This window comes from Rubritalea sp., assembly GCF_039830215.1.
GTDB lineage: Bacteria > Verrucomicrobiota > Verrucomicrobiia > Verrucomicrobiales > Akkermansiaceae > Rubritalea.
On sequence record NZ_JBDOPO010000142.1, the window covers coordinates 1 to 19,854 of the forward strand.

The 19,854-nt window shown below is 47.0% G+C and carries 16 protein-coding genes and 1 other RNA gene; 4 read left to right on the top strand and 13 right to left on the bottom strand.

Annotated elements, in window-relative coordinates:
• Positions 1–151: 151 nt before the first annotated feature.
• Both ABGY95_RS04720 and trxB read right to left on the bottom strand, forming a co-directional pair.
• Positions 152–1,690, bottom strand: a complete 1,539-nt coding sequence (locus ABGY95_RS04720) for a YifB family Mg chelatase-like AAA ATPase (RefSeq protein WP_347440546.1) — start codon at positions 1,688–1,690, stop codon at positions 152–154.
• A gap of 192 nt (positions 1,691–1,882) precedes the next feature.
• The gene (gene trxB, locus ABGY95_RS04725; RefSeq protein ID WP_347440547.1) at positions 1,883–2,836 is read right to left on the bottom strand and encodes a thioredoxin-disulfide reductase; all 954 of its coding nucleotides are present in this window, start codon (positions 2,834–2,836) and stop codon (positions 1,883–1,885) included.
• Between the two features lie 337 nt (positions 2,837–3,173).
• Between trxB and dnaG the strand changes: the two genes are divergently transcribed.
• The 3 genes from dnaG to ABGY95_RS04740 all read left to right on the top strand — a co-directional run bounded on the left by dnaG (position 3,174) and on the right by ABGY95_RS04740 (position 7,012).
• Entirely contained in the window at positions 3,174–5,006 is a 1,833-nt protein-coding gene (gene dnaG / locus ABGY95_RS04730; RefSeq protein WP_347440548.1) for a DNA primase, read from the top strand.
• A gap of 88 nt (positions 5,007–5,094) precedes the next feature.
• On the top strand, positions 5,095–5,715 hold the full coding sequence (locus tag ABGY95_RS04735) for a sigma-70 family RNA polymerase sigma factor (RefSeq protein ID WP_347440549.1): 621 nt from the start codon (positions 5,095–5,097) through the stop codon (positions 5,713–5,715).
• 148 nt (positions 5,716–5,863) lie between these two features.
• On the top strand, positions 5,864–7,012 hold the full coding sequence (locus tag ABGY95_RS04740; RefSeq protein ID WP_347440550.1) for a PQQ-dependent sugar dehydrogenase: 1,149 nt from the start codon (positions 5,864–5,866) through the stop codon (positions 7,010–7,012).
• Between the two features lie 203 nt (positions 7,013–7,215).
• Here the strand turns inward: ABGY95_RS04740 and ABGY95_RS04745 are convergent, their stop codons facing one another.
• The 7 genes from ABGY95_RS04745 to pyrF all read right to left on the bottom strand — a co-directional run bounded on the left by ABGY95_RS04745 (position 7,216) and on the right by pyrF (position 12,040).
• Positions 7,216–7,689 carry a rhodanese-like domain-containing protein gene (locus ABGY95_RS04745; RefSeq protein WP_347440551.1) on the bottom strand — a complete coding sequence of 158 codons (474 nt, stop codon included), beginning with the start codon at positions 7,687–7,689 and terminating at the stop codon, positions 7,216–7,218.
• A gap of 2 nt (positions 7,690–7,691) precedes the next feature.
• Complete coding sequence (locus ABGY95_RS04750) at positions 7,692–8,390, bottom strand: DUF1573 domain-containing protein (RefSeq protein ID WP_347440552.1); 699 nt, start codon at positions 8,388–8,390, stop codon at positions 7,692–7,694.
• A 4-nt stretch (positions 8,391–8,394) separates the two neighbouring features.
• Positions 8,395–8,883, bottom strand: coding sequence for a hypothetical protein (locus tag ABGY95_RS04755; protein WP_347440553.1), 489 nt, complete (start codon positions 8,881–8,883; stop codon positions 8,395–8,397).
• A 4-nt stretch (positions 8,884–8,887) separates the two neighbouring features.
• The gene (locus tag ABGY95_RS04760; protein ID WP_347440554.1) at positions 8,888–9,457 is read right to left on the bottom strand and encodes a hypothetical protein; all 570 of its coding nucleotides are present in this window, start codon (positions 9,455–9,457) and stop codon (positions 8,888–8,890) included.
• The gene (locus tag ABGY95_RS04765) at positions 9,454–10,062 is read right to left on the bottom strand and encodes a sigma-70 family RNA polymerase sigma factor (RefSeq protein WP_347440555.1); all 609 of its coding nucleotides are present in this window, start codon (positions 10,060–10,062) and stop codon (positions 9,454–9,456) included. Before ABGY95_RS04765 ends, ABGY95_RS04760 begins: the two co-directional genes overlap by 4 nt.
• A 69-nt stretch (positions 10,063–10,131) precedes the next feature.
• Positions 10,132–11,196 (bottom strand): DNA replication and repair protein RecF, encoded by a 1,065-nt coding sequence (gene recF / locus ABGY95_RS04770; RefSeq protein ID WP_347440556.1) that lies wholly within the window; start codon positions 11,194–11,196, stop codon positions 10,132–10,134.
• A 64-nt stretch (positions 11,197–11,260) separates the two neighbouring features.
• Positions 11,261–12,040, bottom strand: coding sequence for an orotidine-5'-phosphate decarboxylase (gene pyrF / locus ABGY95_RS04775; RefSeq protein WP_347440557.1), 780 nt, complete (start codon positions 12,038–12,040; stop codon positions 11,261–11,263).
• Between the two features lie 149 nt (positions 12,041–12,189).
• Here pyrF and ABGY95_RS04780 point away from each other — a divergent pair, with 149 nt between their 5' ends.
• The gene (locus ABGY95_RS04780; RefSeq protein ID WP_347440558.1) at positions 12,190–12,555 is read left to right on the top strand and encodes a KH domain-containing protein; all 366 of its coding nucleotides are present in this window, start codon (positions 12,190–12,192) and stop codon (positions 12,553–12,555) included.
• A 125-nt stretch (positions 12,556–12,680) separates the two neighbouring features.
• On the opposite strand, the gene rnpB is transcribed toward ABGY95_RS04780, so the two are convergent.
• The 4 genes from rnpB to purH form a co-directional block, all read right to left on the bottom strand.
• Positions 12,681–13,078, bottom strand: an RNA gene (gene rnpB, locus ABGY95_RS04785) — RNase P RNA component class A.
• Between the two features lie 337 nt (positions 13,079–13,415).
• Positions 13,416–15,335, bottom strand: coding sequence for an amidophosphoribosyltransferase (locus ABGY95_RS04790; protein WP_347440559.1), 1,920 nt, complete (start codon positions 15,333–15,335; stop codon positions 13,416–13,418).
• Between the two features lie 88 nt (positions 15,336–15,423).
• On the bottom strand, positions 15,424–16,419 hold the full coding sequence (gene purM, locus ABGY95_RS04795) for a phosphoribosylformylglycinamidine cyclo-ligase (RefSeq protein WP_347440560.1): 996 nt from the start codon (positions 16,417–16,419) through the stop codon (positions 15,424–15,426).
• A 1,181-nt stretch (positions 16,420–17,600) separates the two neighbouring features.
• On the bottom strand, positions 17,601–19,145 hold the full coding sequence (purH, locus tag ABGY95_RS04800; RefSeq protein WP_347440561.1) for a bifunctional phosphoribosylaminoimidazolecarboxamide formyltransferase/IMP cyclohydrolase: 1,545 nt from the start codon (positions 19,143–19,145) through the stop codon (positions 17,601–17,603).
• Positions 19,146–19,854 lie beyond the last annotated feature (709 nt).

Here is a 19,854-nt window from a genome sequence, read left to right on the forward strand (position 1 = left end):
CATAGCTTATATCCAGCAGAAATAATGCCAACTGGTTTTCCGCCTGATTAATACTGTAAAAAATCACCTACAGGAGAGGTAGAGTGATCTTTAAGTCGTGGCGGAGCGCTGCCGGTTTGTGTACAAGCAACCTTTGATAATCTTAAAATTATTACATCATTAATTTCCGGTCTAGTGCTCGATACTGGACGGCTTCCATGACATGGTGGACGGCGATATTCTCTAGGCATTCTAGATCAGCTAGCGTCCTAGCGACTTTTAGGATTCTGTCGTGGGCGCGGGCGGAGAAATTCAGCTCATTCATGGTTTGTTCCAGATAAACTGACGTTTCAGAATCGATATCGCAATACGTCGCCATCAGCCTACTTGGCAACATACTATTAGAGTGAATCCCCTCGTGTTCAGAGTAGCGGGATTGCTGACGCTGACGTGCCTCGACCACTCTCTTTTTTACTACCTCAGATTTTTCACCACCATCACCATTGCGGAGTTGCTTGTACTCGATCATCGGAACTTCGACGTGCAAATCAATCCGATCAAGCAATGGTCCACTTATCCTCTGACGATATTTTTCGATTTGAGTAGGCGAGCACCTGCATTCGCGCTTGAGGTCACCGTAGTAACCACATGGGCAGGGATTTAGCGCGGCTACTAGCATACAGTTACATGGAAAGGTGACGGCACCAGCAGCTCGAGAAATACACACCTCCCTATCTTCTAAAGGTTGCCGTAACACTTCTAGGGTTTGTCGCCTAAATTCAGGGAGTTCATCAAGAAATAGCACACCATTATGCGCTAGACTGACTTCTCCTGGCCTAGGATTCGTCCCACCTCCTAATAGACCCGCATCTGATATCGTGTGGTGCGGTGACCTGTAAGGCCTTGAGACAATGAAAGAAGCTGACCCATGCAACTTACCTGATACGGAATGAATCTTGGTCGTCTCTATCGCTTCATCAATCTTCATATCAGGTAGAATCGTTGCAATACGTTTGGCTATCATTGATTTACCAGTCCCTGGTGGCCCGACCATCAGAATATTATGGCCTCCAGCTGCTGCTACCTCGAGTGCCCGCTTTACTTGGTGTTGCCCTTTCACATCACTCAAATCATCAAGCATCCGCAGATGGCTCTGCATATAAGCATCTCGGTCTATGGACAAAGGAGCTGGAGTAAGATCCCCAGTGATCAGCAACCAAGCCTGATAAAGCGAGTCGACACCATACACCTCAATCCCATCTACAACAGCAGCCTCCTCAGCATTCATTGCTGGAACTATTAGCCTAGTCCGTCCTCGACTCTTTGCTTCTAGCGCTACCGATATAACCCCTTTCACCGAACGCACTGCACCATCGAGTGCTAACTCACCCACTATGCAGTAACGGTCAAAAAAGGGTATTTCCTTCTCCATGCCCACTGCAGCCATAGCCAAAGCTATAGGAAGATCAAAGCTGGGGCCTTCCTTCTTTATGTCGGCAGGCGCGAGATTCACGGTATTGATACCTTTTCCGAAGAGCAGCCCACTATTACCAATGGCGCTCATCACTCTCTGAGTGCTTTCCCTGACCGCTGCATCAGGTAAGCCCACTAAAGACATCGTGAACTTATCACGTTTTATGTGATTAACCTCCACATCAACCTCAATCGCATCCACACCTGACAAGGCCGCTGAAAATACACGTACTAACATAACTAACAACCTAACAGATCTGTTAGAGCTAGGCAAGATGTATCGAGATGATCTCTATTTAGTTGAAACAGACTTGATCTACCGAACAGCTACCTGCGCCTCATGTTTTGAGCCACAGCCCCCAGATGCGAAAAAAAGAGCGCGGACACCATGATCTGGTGTCCGCGCTTTGGAGGATAGAATCGCTCTTGTTTAGAGTGAAGCTATGTAGTGCTCGGCTTCAAGGGCAGCGGCACAGCCTTGGCCTGCAGCTGTGATGCCTTGGCGGTAGACTGTGTCGGCAATATCACCTGCAGCGTAGATTCCTGGAGTCTTGGTCGCAGTCTTACCTGGGATTTGAATAAGGTAACCGCTCTCATCTTTATCAACGAGTTCCTCGCTGAGGAATGTGCTGTTTGGGTTGTGACCGATCGCCATGAACACGCCTTCGAGTGCTAGTTCTGACTTGGCCCCGTCTATCGTGTTCTCGAGCATTACAGCGCGGATACGACCATTATCATTTAGCAGGTACTCACAGATAGTAGAGTTCCAAACTGGCTCAATCTTCTCGTTGGCTAGAGCTCGTGCAGCCATAATTTTAGAAGCTCGAAGTTCTTCACGACGATGAATTAGGTACACTTTGCTAGCGAATTTAGTGAGGAAGTTTGCTTCTTCAGCTGCTGAGTCACCACCGCCGATAACACACACTGGAACGTCGCGGTAGAATGCACCGTCGCATGTTGCGCAGGCAGTAAGTCCAGCACCATTTTTGACGAGGTCCATTTCACCTGGGAGACCGAGGTAACGAGCTGAAGCACCAGATGCGATAATGACTGTTTTAGTCTGCCATACGTGAACATTAGAGCCGAAAACGTCTTTAGCATTCACTGTGAATGAGCCGTCAGCATTTTTATCAACGCTAGTGACTTCCACGCTATTTTGGACACGTGCTCCAAACTTCTCAGCCTGCTGTTGCATCTTCTGCATGAGTTCTGGGCCCATGATTCCGTCTGGGAAACCTGGGAAATTTTCAACGTCAGTTGTTGTTGTTAGTTGTCCGCCTGGCTGAGAGCCAGTGAGTACCAGTGGACTGAGTTCAGCACGAGCTGTGTAAATTGCTGCTGTGTAGCCAGCAGGTCCTGTTCCTATGATGATTACGTTCTCCATATAAAATTGTTTGAGATGATTCTGGCGGGATTATGCCCACGAATTTTCAGCCCGCAACCGAAATGATGAGGAATCCGATCTGATATCGTTTATTAGCAGATCGAATGACCATTCTACTAATTATCCTGAATCACAGAATATAGAAGTTATGAAATTTTTGAGGGGTTAAGCAAGTCGACTAAAGGTGTCTTCGTGAGGTACGCAAAGCGTGAAATTCCCAGCCTTCCATCGGACTCAAAAACCGCTTTCACTGATCTTGTCCATTCAGTTGAATAATTTCTGCTATCTCATTATTTTCAGGATTGAATAGCTGAGCGCCAGCATGCAGAACTAGGCCGTGGCACTAATACCAGAGGAAACTATTCAATCCGTTTTAGCTCAGACTGACATTGTCGATGTTATATCTGGCTACATCCCTCTTAAACGTGCAGGCGGGACATTTAAAGCCAACTGCCCATTTCACAACGAAAAGACACCTTCGTTCAACGTCAATCCAGGCAAACAATTTTTCTATTGTTTTGGATGTGGCGAAGGAGGATCGGCAATTACCTTTGTTCAAAAATACGAGAACCTACCTTTCGTGGATGCAGTCAAGAAGCTCGCCATGCGTGCTGGTGTTTCCATTGTTGAAGAGACCTTTGATCCCAAGGCGGAACAACGTCGTCGCTCAAAATCTCGTTTGGTTCAGTTGCATAACGAGTCAGCTGCATACTTCCATCAATTGGTGCGTAAGTCCGCCGATGCGCAGATCGCACGTGACTACCTTAAGAAGCGTGGTTTCACATTGGAGTCCGCGGAGCGTTGGTTGATCGGCTGGATGCCTGACAACCCTGCAGTGTTTCTAAAATGGGCAAAGGAAAAAGGATACACTGGCAGGGAACTCAGCGATTCGGGTATTTGTAACCTGAAGGATGCTCAGAACCCGCGTGCAGGAATTTATGTCAATTGGCGAAATCGACTGCTCTTTCCGATTCATAATGACTATGGCGACATCATCGGCTTCAGTGCTAGACAACTCATCAACGACCCCAAGACCGGCAAATACATCAACACTCGCGAAACACAGTTATTTGATAAATCACGTACCTTTTTCGGTCTTGATAAGGCTCGGCGCCCGATATCCAAAGAGAAATGCGCTATCCTCTGTGAAGGGCAGATCGACGTCATTTCACTCCACGAACAAGGAATACAAAACGTCATCGCTGCACTTGGCACAGGAACCACCGAGCATCATGCTCGCCTACTCAAACGTTACACCAAAGATGTAGTCCTCTGCTATGATTCCGATGCGGCTGGTCACAAAGCCACGACTAGAGCCTTCAAGGTGCTCGTCACTGAAGGCATCAACGTGCGCTGCGTCACGATGCCCGAAGGTGAGGATCCAGATTCCTATATCCTAGCTAATGGTGTGGATGCGTTCAAAAAACTGCTAGCCGATGCTCAGGAATTTTTTGACTACAAGCTCAAGCACGCCACAGCAACCACAGATCTAAACAGTATTCAGGACCGATCTCACCTTGCAACTGAGCTTAGCGAACTCGCTCAGATGGTTGGTGATAAAGTGGCACAAGAAATGATCATTTCTAAAGTCGCCGCACATCTAGGCATGACGGGTCAAGATTTCCGCGAACTCATTATCAAAGAGGCCAAAAAACGGAAGTTTGAGGCTAGCCGCTCGAACAACTACCGGAACGCAAATGAGCCAGCTCGAGAGATCATATTGCCCACAGAGATGGATGGGACAGTAGCCTACCTGTGCTTTCTAGCACTGAGTTCCAGTGTTGCTCTCGACTGGCTATGTGAACAAGTGGAGTCATTATATGACCCCCTCGCAGTAACTATTGGCGGCCACCTTCTCAACCACATACTTGCACGTAAGCCTGACCCATCAAACACATCATCGATTCAAAGTTTCTTGATGACGCTTGAACCAGCTGACCAATTGGCCCTACAGCGCAATTTTTCAGAAGATGTGCCAGCAGACCCGATCAAAGCAGCGGAAGAAACAACTAGCATGCTTATCAGTAAACAGCTTCAGCAGCGTGAATCAGCTATTCGTACTGCTCTAAAGCAACCGAATTTACCTAGTGAAAAACTCACAGACCTACTTGGAGAAGCTCAAGAGATACAAGGACTTCTCAAGAATTTACGCCAGCGTTTCATTCGCTAATTCTCGTTGATTGCTCATTTTCTCCAGAGTCTTTGCAACTTCTCCGTTGTAGTGCGGTTCTAGCTATTACATTATGTAGAACACTGCCATGCAGAGCCTCACCTTACCTATGTCCGATATTGATACGCAAGACTCTCTTTCAGACGACGCGATCGATGTGGCCCTCATGATGCGAGTCAAGACAGGTGATCATGCCGCATTTCAAGAGTTAGTCGAGCGACACCAAAACATGATTGTTGGTACAGTTGCTAAAATGCTTGGAAACGCATCAGATGCTCAAGATATTGCTCAACAAGTTTTCATTCGCCTCTGGAAATCAGCTCCACGTTACAAGCGAAAAGCAAAGTTCACCACCTTCCTCTTCACAATAACTCGTAACCTCGTTTTCAATGAGAGTAAAAAACACGCACGTCGGAAGACTCATTCATTAGAAGAACGGCAGGAAGAAAATTTTAGCCAAGTGGCTGAGGATTGTTCACGCAAACCAGATGCCGAAACTCTCCAATCTGAACTTCAGGCAGCTGTCGATGCTGCGATCAATTCTCTCCCAGAAAAACAGCGCATGGCTGTGATTCTTCGGCGGTATGAGAATATGCCCTATGAAGAGATTGCGGACGTTCTAAAAACTTCGGTTTCGGCGGTGAAGAGCCATTTATTCCGTGCCAGAACTGAACTACGAGAATCTCTAGGCCGTTACCTAGATGAATAATGTTGATGGCTACACCTCAAAGTGCTCAACACGACTAAAACCTAAAATAGGTGGCTCGAACTATTTTTTTAGACCTAAAGTTGGGTAGATATCTCGCAGGACAGAATTCCCAGTTGCATTCAGCGCTAGCGTTGTGAATTTTAGAGAGATGAAGCCATCACTTCTTGTACTCACTTTTTTACCTTTCGTCGCATCACTAGGCCAATCAGCACCACGCGCCACACTTCTCGTCAACAATCTCAACAAACCTGTCTACCTCAGTGCTCCGAAACACAGCAATGACTACCTGTATATTTTAGAGAAGGAAGGCGTAATCAAGCTCTATGAAAGGAAAAGTAAAAAATTACTCAAGAATACATTCCTCGACATCAGAGATAAAATTAAGATTCAGATGACAGAACAAGGTCTGTTGGGTATGGCCTTTTCACCCCATTTTGCCACCGACCATCGGTTTTACCTCTACTACACAGACAATAATGGTGACACCGTGGTTTCACGCTATAGCGTGAGTTCTAAAATCAAGGCGGACAAGTCCTCTGAGGAAATCCTTCTCACGCAGGCTCAAGACTTTAAAAATCATAATGGCGGGTGGATCGATTTCGGCCCTGATGGAATGCTCTACATAGGTCTCGGTGATGGGGGCAGAGCGAATGACACTAAGCAGCGTGCACAGGATCTAACAACGCTGTTGGGTAAGATCCTTAGAGTCGATGTATCGAGTGAGGAAGGGTATCAGGTTCCTGCTGATAACCCATTTTTCGAATCTGAAAGTGCACGGCCTGAAATACTTTCATACGGCCTTCGCAATCCTTGGAGATGCTCTTGGGTAGGTAAATCCCTAATCGTTGCAGACGTAGGTCAGAATGCTTGGGAAGAAGTCAATGTGGTAGAGAATAAGGACCTATTCAACGCTAACTTTGGCTGGCCTCAACGAGAAGGAACCCACAAAACTAGGAATCAAAAAGCTAAGAAAAAAAATCTAGGTAAACTTATCGAACCCGTTTACGAATATCAACATGATGGCAATGATACCGGTGGATTCAGTATCACCGGTGGTGCTATTTATAATGGCTCGGTTAAAGAACTCCAAGGGCGATATGTCTTTGCTGATTACGTCAAGCCCCACATTTGGAGCGCTAAAATAGCAGAGAACAAGTTCACTGATCTAAAACACCACAAAGCCGATTTTGCTCAAAACGGCAAAGAGATAAAGCAGGTGGCTTCATTTGCTTCAGATCCGCAAGGAGAAATGTACATTATCTCCCATCAAGGGCAGATTTATAAGATCACCGAGTAGTCTAAAAATCTCATTGACTTAGTTATCTAGGCTCACAGGCTGCCTAAAGCCAGCAATTCAAAAGTTCTCATAGTTCGCGTGTTCGATATTATCTGAAAATAGAGTCAGCAGAAACTTTGTTGGTCTAGCCAGACTTGCCAATCTATGGCGATCGATAGCATCAACAATCGTAGATCAAAGCACTAGATGTCTCTGCCTTGTGGCTATCGTACAATCTTCACTTCCCTTTCACTCGCAAGAACAGCTTTCCAGCCACCTTGTAGAACGTAAACTTCCGAGTGAAATCCTGTGTCGCTGATTTTCTTGGCAACTAATTCGCTGCTACCACAGGCATCAGTTGCGCAATAGACGACCAATTTCTGACCATTCACGCCAGACATGCCAATTTTCTCCATGTGCTCTGGGATGGCAATTTGATTGTCCACGTCGGTCTCTGGGATAAGAATAGCGCCCTCCAAGTGGCCTTTAGCAAACTCAGATTCATCGCGAGCATCTACCCAGAATACATCGCCATCCCATTCATCAAGCACAGTTGAAAGACACACATGGTTCTCATCTAACTCAGCTTGAATACATGGAACACTGCGGTCAGGAGGCCCCACAACGAAGTACATGGCAACAGCAATGCCAGCAGAAAGAATTATAAGCGCCAGAGTCTGGCTAATCCAACGAGCCATCGTTATTTCCTCTTAGGTTTAACTGTGGTGAATGTCTGCACCGTTTTGTAGCGAGGATTATCGCTATCTGTGGTGAGCCTAAGAGCGGCAAAAAGCACCTTCTCTGTCGACTTCGGAGTAATCGTCAGCTTGTACTCAAACCCTTCCTTTACAGTCTCCAACATATAATCGATTTGAGGGCTAGAGCATGAATGTTTGATGATTTTGATCGGGTCAGCATTATCGACCTTGATCGTGATAACCTTTGGTTTGAGTTCCTCTCCAATGTTCCAGAGCAAAGACTGTGGGAATGCGGCAATCAGATATGGAATGGTGACCTTGGTTGTGAGCATGATTGAAGGATTTTCTTCGGTGTCTCCTTTAGCCCAGACCACAATCTTCTTGTCGACAGTCCCTTTGAAATTACCGAGTTCAAAAATTGCTTTAAAAGCACCCTCTTCACCTGGAGCAAAACGGACTGGCCCATTTTTAGAAATCGGTGTTCCCCCCTTCAGTTGAGCCGACATGCAGGTGCAAGGAGCATCATAGCGCATCACGGTGACCTCTTCAGTCGAGAAGTTTTTAAACGGAAAGATAATCTCTACTTTTTTTGCATCGGCGGCTGCAGCTATAGATTTATCCTTTGTTTTAAAAGTAAGTTCACCGGCAGCCAAAGAGAGCTGAGTTAAAAGTAAACTCGTTAAAGTAATTAGCAATTTCATGTAATTACTGTAGGAGCTCGACTAGCTCAATAGCCAGCAAAAGTCTTCCACCGCGCCATTTCGGTCCAAATATGTAGAGTGGTTTTCCTTTTTCTAGTGTCGGCCCAGCTTTCATTATTTTCTTTCGGCTCTGCCAAAGCTCGAGATCTAACATCATCTTGCTTGATTGTGCTTTACCGCGCGGCTCAAAACTGAGCAAGAGTTCTTCAGATGGCTTGAGTGGTGTCAGCCAGTTTTCGTAACTCCGAAAGACTGGCTGGCGGTCCATGCCCAAAACTCGGTAATGTTTAAATGAGGTTTTACGGAGAGTTTTAAGTTTTTTCTCAACCTCAGTAGAGGGCTTTTTTAGCCCTTTAGCGGCAATACTAGGTTCTCCGTTGGTTGCAAAAATCACCTGCACCTGCATGCGACCTATCACCTCCTTCCCCAGGTCCGCAGCCGGCCCTAGGGTGGATAAAAGAATGCTGAGCACACAAATTATTCTGATAACCATAAATTTAGAAATAAAATGATTCACGTTTATCTTTGACCAACATGCGTGGGCTCACACCATGACTAGTATCACCAGAGACAATATCTAAGCTTTCTGGTATTTCATCTAATCCATCGAGCACAATGACTGTGGACTCACCGGAAATGATAACCTCAGAATGCACACCTGAGGCAGGAGTGTACACCTCATCTAGTACTGCAAAGGATTGCTCTATCGGTGTTTTTCCATGGTCAACACGAGTACCTAAATAGAAACATACTGCCATTCCCGCAGCTGCAGCGGGCGCAAAAAACCAGTTAATACGAGTCCATTGTGAAGCCGGTTTTGCAGCTGGGACTTTCTCGACCGATTCGACAGCATGATGCTTCACCCTCTCATTAAAGAAATCAGCATAAGGTGGTTCTTGCTCGGATGGGATCGACTTTGAAATTTCATCTCCGAGGGCATCCCAACCCATTTTCGCTTCCAGCTCCGCAGCGTTTTCTTCTGCCCAAGCTTCCATTTGCTTGAGCTCATTGCCTTCTAGCTCACCCTTGAGCCAGCTTTGAATGGTTGATTCGTCTGGAGTATTCATGGTTTCAATAGGGTTTGTAATTTTTTACGGGCATAGAAGAGACGGCTCATCACTGTGCCTTTAGAGCATTGCATGATGTCGGCTACCTCAGTGTACTCCATGCCTTGTACTTCTCTGAGTAAAATGGTTTCTCGGTGTTCATCGCTGAGCTGACTCAGAGCATTCTCGATTTCTTCTCTTCGCTCATTTTGAGCCAATTGCTCGTCAGGTCTAGCGGGAATCTTGGGGGCTGTGCGTGCGGTTGAATCAATTTTTGAAGAATCAAGCATATGATCATCCAGCTCACCTTCTGACTTAATCTTCTTTTTACGCATCCAATCATACACCACGTTGTGGCTGATACGAAAGAGCCAGGTTGAAAATTTCGCGCGATTCTCGAATTTTGGTAATGCCTTCCATGCTTTGACAAAGGCGTCCTGAGCTAAGTCCCAAGCATCTGCATCATTATGAATCATATTTACTATCATCGCGTAGATCTTTCCTCTGTGACGAGTGACCAGTCGGTCAAAGGCCTGGTAGTCTCCAGACTGAGCTCGCAAAACCAGTACTTGGTCAGTTGGTCCATCGCCACCATTCCCAGCTGAATCGCTTGCTACTTCGGCCATCAAAAAATTGGACGCAATCTGGCGTGAGATATTCATATTAATTTACCTCACTATGCTGCGCAGTTGACCTCACTCTGCCAAGTTCCTTTTTACAGTGCCACCTGACACCTCAAACAATGGCCACGGCTCCCATTCTCCGACCATCCATTCAACTGTGGTGGTGGTGATGAATTTCTGGGCTTCTACTGGCAGATAAGCCATCAAAGCATTGCGGCGGGCTGGGTCGAGCTCACCAAAAATGTCATCGAGTAGATACACTGGGGTTTTGCCCGCTTCAGCCTTTAGCGCGTCACCTTGAGCCAATTTGAGCGCCAAAGCTATCGTGCGCTGTTGCCCTTCACTGGCAAAATCCGCTGCGGGCATTCCATTGATAGTCAGCTTCATGTCATCACGATGTGGCCCAGCGAGAGTCTGCCGCTGTCGGCGCTCGCTCTCCGCAGTTGTCGCCAATGCCTCGCGCATTCCTCCATCGTTTCCTGGGTTGTATAGCACAGCTAATTGTTCATTGCTGCCGCTGATTTCTTTTTGCGCCGTATTGGCTAAAGGTTCGATCAGCTTCACAATCCGGTCGCGTACAGCGCTAATGTAGTCACCATGCTCGATCAAAATCTCTGCATATGCGTTGAGCTCCGCATCGCGTAAATCTCGGTCTTTTAAGAGCAAGTTCCGAGCCTTTAAAGCCCGACGGTATCGGCTTAGCGCCCGGCGGTAACCGAGATCTAACTGCGAGCAGATGAAGTCGAGATAACGACGACGACCACCAGCACTGCCACGGATGAGGTCAACATCTTCATTGCCCATCCAGACTATTAATCCACTCAGAGCTAAAAATGCATTTTGGGTAGCAAGTTCTTCGCTATCAATCTGCAGCTTGGCTGAGCCCCGTGAAAATCGCACAGATAAATCTCTTCCCCAACATTCACCTGCAATACCGAGACCTAGGGATTCGAACCTTACTAGAGGCCGCATCGTTTTTGCTCGTGGCGACTGTAAACGCACTAATACGCAGATCGCCTCGAGTATTGAGGTTTTGCCTTGAGCGTTATCACCAATGAAAATTCCGCCTCGTTCAGAGAACTCAAGCCCAAGTTGCTCAAAACAGCGAAATTCTAACAATCGGAGAGACTTAAGCATCTTAGGGCAGGATATCCTTCAAGACTGAATGTACTCTGTGTGGTTCAGTCAGTGTCATTCGGTACTAAGCTGGGTAGGCTGTAGAAATCTGATCAGCCCATTCCTTTGCCTTCTGCCCGTAGCTTTTTCCCATCTCTTTGTACATAATGCCGCGTGAGACGTTTATAGTGTCAGGAGCCGTACGCCCTTTGCCGGCCATATTCTCTAGATCGCCACCTTGCGCACCGAGTCCTGGAATGAGTAATGGGAAATCTTGAATGCGACTAAGAACGTCGCCGCTTGCATTAGTTAGGCCAACCACCATGCCAACATCACTCCTACGTTTTTCATCTTTTGCGCGTTGGCAAATATCCTGCACGAGTTCGAACACATATCGATCACCAACCATCTGGCGTTGGAAATCAGCACTCCCTAAATTGGATGTCACGGCCAGGATGTAGATTGCTTTGCCTTCCCAATCGAGGAATGGTTCCATCGTGTCATATCCGAGGAAGGGATTGAGAGTCACAGCATCCACATTCCAATTTTCAAAGTAAGAACGTGCATAGTACTTCTGAGTCTCGCCAATATCCGAGCGTTTAGCATCGAGTATGATTGGCACCTCTGTGGGCATTTGGCCTAACATCTCTTCTAAAATTTCAAGGCCTTGGATCCCCATAGCTTCGAAGTAAGCCATATTGGGCTTGAATGCAGCTGCATGCTCCCAGGTCTCGCCGACCACACGCTTGAGTACTTCTGGAATGGCTTGAATACCGCCTGAGTCATCCGGTCTTGGGTCAAGCCCCACACAAAGTCGGGAGCCTGTAGTTGTGATTCGTTTTGCAAGTTTCTCTGCGTAGCGCATAGCGGCAGTCTTGGTCGAACCTCTCAAAGATACAAGAATATTTCCAGAAGCATGCGGCCCAATTACCCACCTAATCAATCGCGCTTCAGTGAACTGGTTTAAAATAAAAATTCACTTGAGAGTTCCTAAAATTGGTTAGAAAGTAGGGCATGCATGAGACATCGGAACAGATCCGCAATTTCCTCCAATTCATCACTTTGCAGTTTATCGGTCACCCCGATGAAGCGCAATTGATGGTATCTGAAGTTTCGCAAGACCACATCCGCTTCCGCCTCGTTCTGAATCGTTCAGATGTCGCTATTCTTATTGGCCGCAACGGCTTTACCGCAAGTGCCATCCGCAATGTTCTGAAAGCTGCTGCCATTCGCGATGGAATCATGGCCACTCTACAAATCGTCTCAACTGAAGAAGAAAAGCAGCGCCTCGCCGCTATCGAGGCTGGTGAAATCATTGATGTAGGTTACGAGGAAGAAGCCAACGATGAGACAGACGACGAACACCTCGAAGAGGTATAGACTCTTCATCAAGTAATTTATAAAGAATAACTTACAACATACTAATAGAATGCTGCTTCAGTAAACGGTGATAGAATCACTCTTATTGCCGTTAAATTATTCTTTATTCATTTCTACGAGAGAATGTCCATCGCTCTCCTGTAAGCCGGATTCTGTCTAAGCTACCGAAGTGGCTCTGTGTGATCATTTATCTTCTGGCCGAAGCCAGACGCAGCCGAAGCTGTCGTGCGACTAATACCCAAGAATTCTAGTCGGGCGGGCACCCTTCCTCTGTTATGTCTTGCACCACGCGGGGTTTACCTTGCCCCAATAGTTACCTATTGAGCGGTGGTCTCTTACACCCCCCTTTCACCCTTACGTGTGATCCGTAGACTCATCGGCGGTTTACTCTCTGCTGCACTGTCCGTCTACTGAGCTTACACTCAGCATCCCTCGTTCTTCACGAGGCGCGTTGCCCTATGGTGTCCGGACTTTCCTCCATTACCTACCCAAGGGTAGTAACAGCGATCACCCGGAGAGCGATGGATATGCAAACTAGGAGGATTTCCCCCAAGAGCAAGTAAAATGAGCAGCTTATCATGATGAAAAATTCTTCTTGAGGCTCAGTGTCACGCTCGGAGCATAAAGGAGTCCAAAGCCTGAAGGTCATAGCTTATGCTAGCGAAGTCTGATAACTTCGAGATATGGAGGCGCGACCACTCGCTCAGCACCAACTTTTGACCTTCCGATTTTCGGTAGACAAAGCAACCTTACGATATCCAAGCCGTTAGAATCATCGGCAGCACTAGGCTAAATCAACACAAAAAAAAGAGCGTCGCTTTCGCTGACGCTCTTTTTGCACATCTAGGAATATCCGACGATTACATTTCGTATCCCCGTCCGGTCTTGCCTTCGAACCAGTTGATGTAGGCTACATTGACTGTCGCCATACCGCCCGGTGTTGGGTAGTCGCCAGTGAAGTACCAATCGCCACATGGCCCCTTAATCGAAGCGTGCAGGTTCTCGATTGTTTGAAAAATAATTTCCACTTCACCATCCCACTCGACACCTTCTGGGTAAACTAGCTTGCTTACTTCGGCTGATATTTCTTCTGTGGTGAAGCCCTTATAGAGTCGCTTCACTTGATTGGTGCGCTCAGCTGCTGGCTTCTTAAGCTCAGCAATACAAGCCTCGTGAATCTCCTTAAAGATGGCCTCGTTATCATTCTTCCTGTGGAGGGAAACAGTCGCGTTGAAAGCAATGAACTTTCCTAGCTCGGACATATCTATACCGTAGCAATCTGGGTAACGAATCTGCGGAGCTGTGGAACAAATAACAATCTTTCGTGGGTTCGTGCGTGAAAGGATTTTAAGGATAGATTTCTTTAGAGTTGTACCTCGAACGATTGAGTCATCTAACATCACTAGCACGTCATCAGGTTTCACCACATCGTAAGCAATATCGTAAACGTGAGAAACGAGCTGTGCCCTGCCCTTCTCCTGAGAAATGAAGGTTCGCATCTTGATGTCCTTCTGCGTCACTTTCTCAGCTTTCGGCCAGTTCTTAAGGATCACATCATCGAGCATTTGAGCATCGAGTGTGCCATTTTCGAGAGCCTCAGCTAATTCCGAGCGCACCTCTTGGCGACGGAATAGACGGAGCCCATCCATCAAACCATAGTAGGCAGTTTCGGCCGTGTTAGGAATGAATGAAAATACCGCTTTATCGAAGTTTCCATCCATCGTTTGCACCACCTGATCAACCAGTGCTGCCCCCATCGCTTTACGCTCACGGTAGATCGATGGATCGTTACCGCGTGAGAAATAGATACGCTCGAAAGAACATGGCTTGTACTCTTCCATTTGATGGAACCGCTGAGTACTGATGTCACCATTGTGAGTGACGATCGTGCAAGCTCCTGGATCGAGCTCTTTCACATCTTCTTTTGATGCCTCAAAAACTGTCATCAATGGAACTCGCTCGGATGAGAATGCTATCACTTCATCATCGATATAGTAACTACACGGACGAATACCACGCGGATCGCGCATCACAAACATGTCACCATTTCCAACAGCTCCACAGATAGCGTAACCGCCATCCCACGCTTGTGCTGACTCGGAGATCACACCATGAAGGTCCATACGCTCAGAAATATGTTTAGGGATTTCTTTACCATCCATCCCTTGATCACGAAGCTCGTGGTAAAGGTTGGTGTGTGCCTCATCTAAGTGGAAGCCAATTTCCTCAAGAACTGTTTGCGTGTCAGTGCCGAATACGGGGTGCTGACCGCGATCAATCATTTTGCGGTTGAGTTCGCCAGCATTGGTCATGTTGAAGTTGCCTTGCACCATCAGTGTACGGGTTGGCCAGTTACTGCGACGAAGGTAAGGGTGACATGAACTAGAATCAAATCGACCAGACGTGCCGTAACGCAGGTGCCCCATAAGGATTTCACCAGAAAAGTCGTAATTAGTCTTAAAGCTCTCGGCACTCTTAGGGTCAATGATCCCTTTACGAGTGAGTTTGTTGAAGCTCTTTATCTCCTTATTGAAGATGTGGGACAACGAATCATTTTCGACACTACGTCGACGATTGATATATTGCTGACCAAGGGGCATATTGAGCTTACAAGAGCCAATACCGATACCATCTTGTCCGCGGTTGCGTTGCTTCTCCATCAAAAGAAAAAGCTTATTCAAGCCCCAGAGTGGTGTGCCATACTTTTCGATATAGTAGCTAATTGGCTTACGAAGTCGAACGACGGCGATACCGCATTCGTGGTGTAGAGGATCACTCATAAAAGTGTTGTGATAGTGTGTTCGGTTAAGAATAAAACACCCAGGAAATTGCCGTTCCCTGGGTGAGTTTTGAGATTTTAAAGAATGACTAAGCTGATTGCTCGATGACGCGCACGCCTTCTTGCTCAACAATTTTGCCAATCACTGTGCCACTAGGGCCAGCAGCAAGAATCTTATCAGTATCTTCTGGAGAAACAATGGCTACCCAGCCGATACCCATGTTGAAGGTGTGGAACTTGTCCTCAGCATCAACAAATTCAAAGAGTTTGCGCATTGGCTTATTGTCCCAGAAAGGAATCTCAAGGTCAGCTCCAACACCATTGAAGATACGTTCGATGTTTTCAGGAAGTCCGCCACCTGTAATGTGTGCGTAGGCCTTTGGTGTGACTCCAGCTTTACGCACGTCTGCAACAACATCGTGGTAAAGTCGTGTTGGGGCAAGAAGTTCAGTCAACTCTTCCTCAGAGAAAATGTCTGGATTCTGTGCGATCACACGACGGATGAGTGACCACCCGTTTGCGTGTGGGCCATCAGATTTGTAGCCGACAAGTACGTCGCCTACTTTGATCTGTGTAGGATCGATGAGATTAGGTTTCTCACATGCTCCGATACAGAATCCTGCGAGTTCGACAACCTCTTCAGGGACGATGCCTGGCATTTCAGCTGTCTCACCACCAGCGAGGATACAGCCACATGACTCAAGGTAGTCACACATCCCTGCGATAAGCTCAGTAATCATCGCTTTATCCAATGCTGCGATACCGATGTAATCGAGGAACATGAGTGGGTCACCACCTGTAGTGATGATGTCATTCACACTCATTGCTACCAGATCTTTACCAGCAATACCGTATTCCTTCTTTTCAAGAAGGATATCGATCTTGGTGCCAACTCCGTCACAACCTGTAACGATGACTGGTTGATTGTAATCACTGAGATCAAAACAAGCGGCGAAAAGACCGAATGCTCCGTGAAGTTTACGTTGCTGCTGCGTGCGGCGAACGTGTGTCCCAATGTCGCCAACGATGGCTGCTGCCTCGCGTGTGTCGACTCCTGATTCTTTGTAGGTGAGTTTGCCTGACATGATAGGGCTTTGTTGTAACACTGAACCTGCATCTGGCAAGCCCTTTGCTTGAGAAGAATAGAGAATTTTCAATCCCTGCTTAAACGGTCAATTAATGCAAGATCCCTAAATGCTGAAACCACAGTAAAACCATATGTATTTCCCTAAAGCTAGTTCCTACCTCTACGGACTTCAATAACACAGCTACCTATCATCAATGGGAAGAAGCACTGGGTTCTGGGCTGGATGGGCATGGAAAGTAATTTGCGAATCCACTGGAGTCAGTCCATGTTTATCGTTGTACACCTCGGCTCGAGTACCACAACGTAGATGACCGGGTGTCACCAATTGGTATTTTGCCTGCTAACTGCACAAACGCGACCCATAGCTCTCCATCCACTGCGTCAAGCCAAGTTTACCAGCCTGCGGTTTGCTCCCAAAATTCCATAGGCTCGTTCGGTTGCTGTGCCTCTTCGTCATATTGCCAGTTCATCTTTGGTGAACCTTCTAGCATCAGAGCTTCGTAGCCCCCTCTCGCTACTGTGTGTGTGTAAAGGACGCGACTTATCGTAGTCCCTCACTTCCTTACCTGGTTGTTCAAGCATACTGTTTGGGCCACTAGCTAAATCCATAGTAACAATTTTAGGCTTATGGGATCTATGCCCAGCACGCTTAGCAAAAGCTGCCTCTCCATTAAATCTATTGAGTTGATAACCGTGCAAGCAAATGAGCGCGTCTGCTTATCGCGAATAGCGACATCATGGTCACTGAGCTGCGCGCGGAGTTTGTCTTTTCTATACTCAAAGTCCACTGACCTCACGACATTTCCAGTCTAACTCAATTACAGCTTCTTGATTAGCCAGCAAAACTCGGACTAATTTCCTACTTTGAGTCATGCCGTTCAAAACTCCAGCGATATAATTCTGCCAGCCTGCAGTATCTGTCGCCACATCACCTTGCAGACCTTTAAATCACTGAAAAGACAGACATCTCCAGCCCTCGCTTTCACAAAGATACCGGCCAGTTTTAAATGACACATCCACGGCAAAGACATAGTCGTCACAAGCTACTTTGTTATACAGGGTAAAACATGCGTGCGCAAATTTCGTCCCAGATTCTAGACACAAAATGCGTTAGCTGATCACTCAGCTAACGCATTGAAAGTCGTACTCGAGGAATCTCTAGAGCATTTTCACTAATACCTAGTGACGAAAGTGGCGGTGACCAGTGAAGATCATTGCAATGCCTGCAGCATCAGCAGCGGCAATTACCTCCTCATCACGGATAGAACCTCCAGGCTGAATGCAAGCAGTGGCACCAGCTTTGATAGCGGCTTCTAGTCCATCTGCAAATGGAAGCATCGCATCGGAAGCCATCACTGAACCTTCTAGAGAGAGCCCAGCCTCTGCAGCCTTCCAAACAGCAATCCGTGAAGAATCCACACGGCTCATTTGTCCAGCGCCCACACCGAGTGTGCGATCAGACTTACCGTAAACAATAGCGTTAGACTTAACGTGCTTCACCACTCTCCAAGCGAAACGCATTGCACGCATTTCCTCTTCAGATGGTGGACGCTTCGTCACGACACGCTCTTCGAGATTATCAAGTCCGAGCACTGTGTGGTCGCGGTCCACAACCATAAGTCCACCTGGTGATGAACGGATGAGAGGCTCTTTTTTAGCTACAGTGTAGGCCTCGATGTTCATCTTGATGAGACGGAGGTTTTTCTTTTTCTGGAGAATTGCCCGCGCCTCTGTTTCGAAATCAGGAGCAATAATAACGTCAGTGAAGATAGTAGAGATCACACGAGCAAGGCTCTCAGTAAGTGAACGGTTCACTACAATAACTCCACCAAATGGAGCCTGAGTGTCGGTCTCGAACGCACGCTGCCAAGCCACGCGGAGATCATCATCATCCTGTCCAACACCACACGGATTAGTGTGCTTAAGGATACCCACTGTTGGACGAGCGAAATCAAAAATAAGATCCGCTGCAGCTTCGATGTCTAGCACGTTAGTGTAACTCAATGCCTTACCTTGAAGTTGAGTGAAGCTATCGCTAAAGTTTCCATAAAGACTAGCTTTCTGGTGCGGGTTGTCACCGTAACGAAGTTCGTGATCTAGTGGGAGTGTCATGCTGAATGATGAGCGAGTGCCCTCTGCAGCCTGGCTTAGGTAGTTAGTGATCGCTCCGTCATATGCAGAAGTGCGGAGAAATACCTTAACTGAAAGTTCTTCGCGAAGCTTGAAAGTTGTGTCTCCGTCGTGGTCAGCCATCTCAGCCAATACGCGATCGTAATCAACTGTGTCAGTAACCACTGTCACACTCTTGTAGTTCTTGGCGGCAGAACGAAGCATAGAAGGCCCACCGATATCGATATTCTCGATTGCTTCTTCAAGTGTCACACCTTCACGGGCGATTGTCTGCTCGAATGGATAGAGGTTCACGACGACAATGTCGATTGGCGGAATATCGTGCTCCTTTGCCTGAGAAAGATGACGATCATCATCACGCTTATGTAGAAGACCACCGTGCACCTTAGGATGCAGTGTCTTGACGCGACCTTCGAAAAGCTCAGGTGCGCCAGTAAATGAAGAAACATCGATCACTGGGAGACCAGCGTCACGAAGAGCAGCAGCAGTGCCGCCTGTTGAAAGGAGCTCGACTCCAAATTCGTGAAGACCTTTCGCGAATTCGACCAAGCCGGTCTTATCAGAAACTGAGAGTAGCGCGCGTTGAATTGCCATAATTTTGATATTTATTTGCTCGTACCGCTGTTAGGAGTGGTAGCGAGGCACGTCTCGTACCTCAGCCACCTCTACTCCACAAGACCAATGTTTGCTGCATCCAGCAATTCTCCGCAACCAGTACCACCAAGTCATTACTAGATCGCAACCACAACGAATTTCTTATGGAGACAATATGCGCCACCATACTCACTAGATCCCTCAGGTAGATTAAGGAACTCAGTGAATCTATGACTGAAATCTAATCTACCGCACCGCCGCCTTCTCGTGCTAATGACATGCTAGCAGGACGCAAATGTGAGCGACTTTTGATTCATTCTTAGTCCGCCACCTTGATAGCATACAACGGCACATGCACTACCCCACTTTTCACTTATGGATAATTTCAATATTGTGCCAATTCCTAAATTTCATGCTACCCCTAGGATTACTAACTCTGACCAATAGAGTTGGATCAAAGCTGGCTAGTCTCGCAATAATTTGCGTGAAAACCTGACATAAACATGCCACCCAATAACTTAAAAGTGCGCAAGATACTCACGCACCCCAAAATAGTATTGATTCTTGGTGTCGGCTGCTCAGTAGACGGAGTGCATCACATCTATAAAAGTTTGACTGGTGACTAGCTACCTTTCCTCACCCTTATTACAATAGACTGTGGTGCTGCCCCATAGAAAAATACCACCAGCGTATCGATCGTGAACCTGGT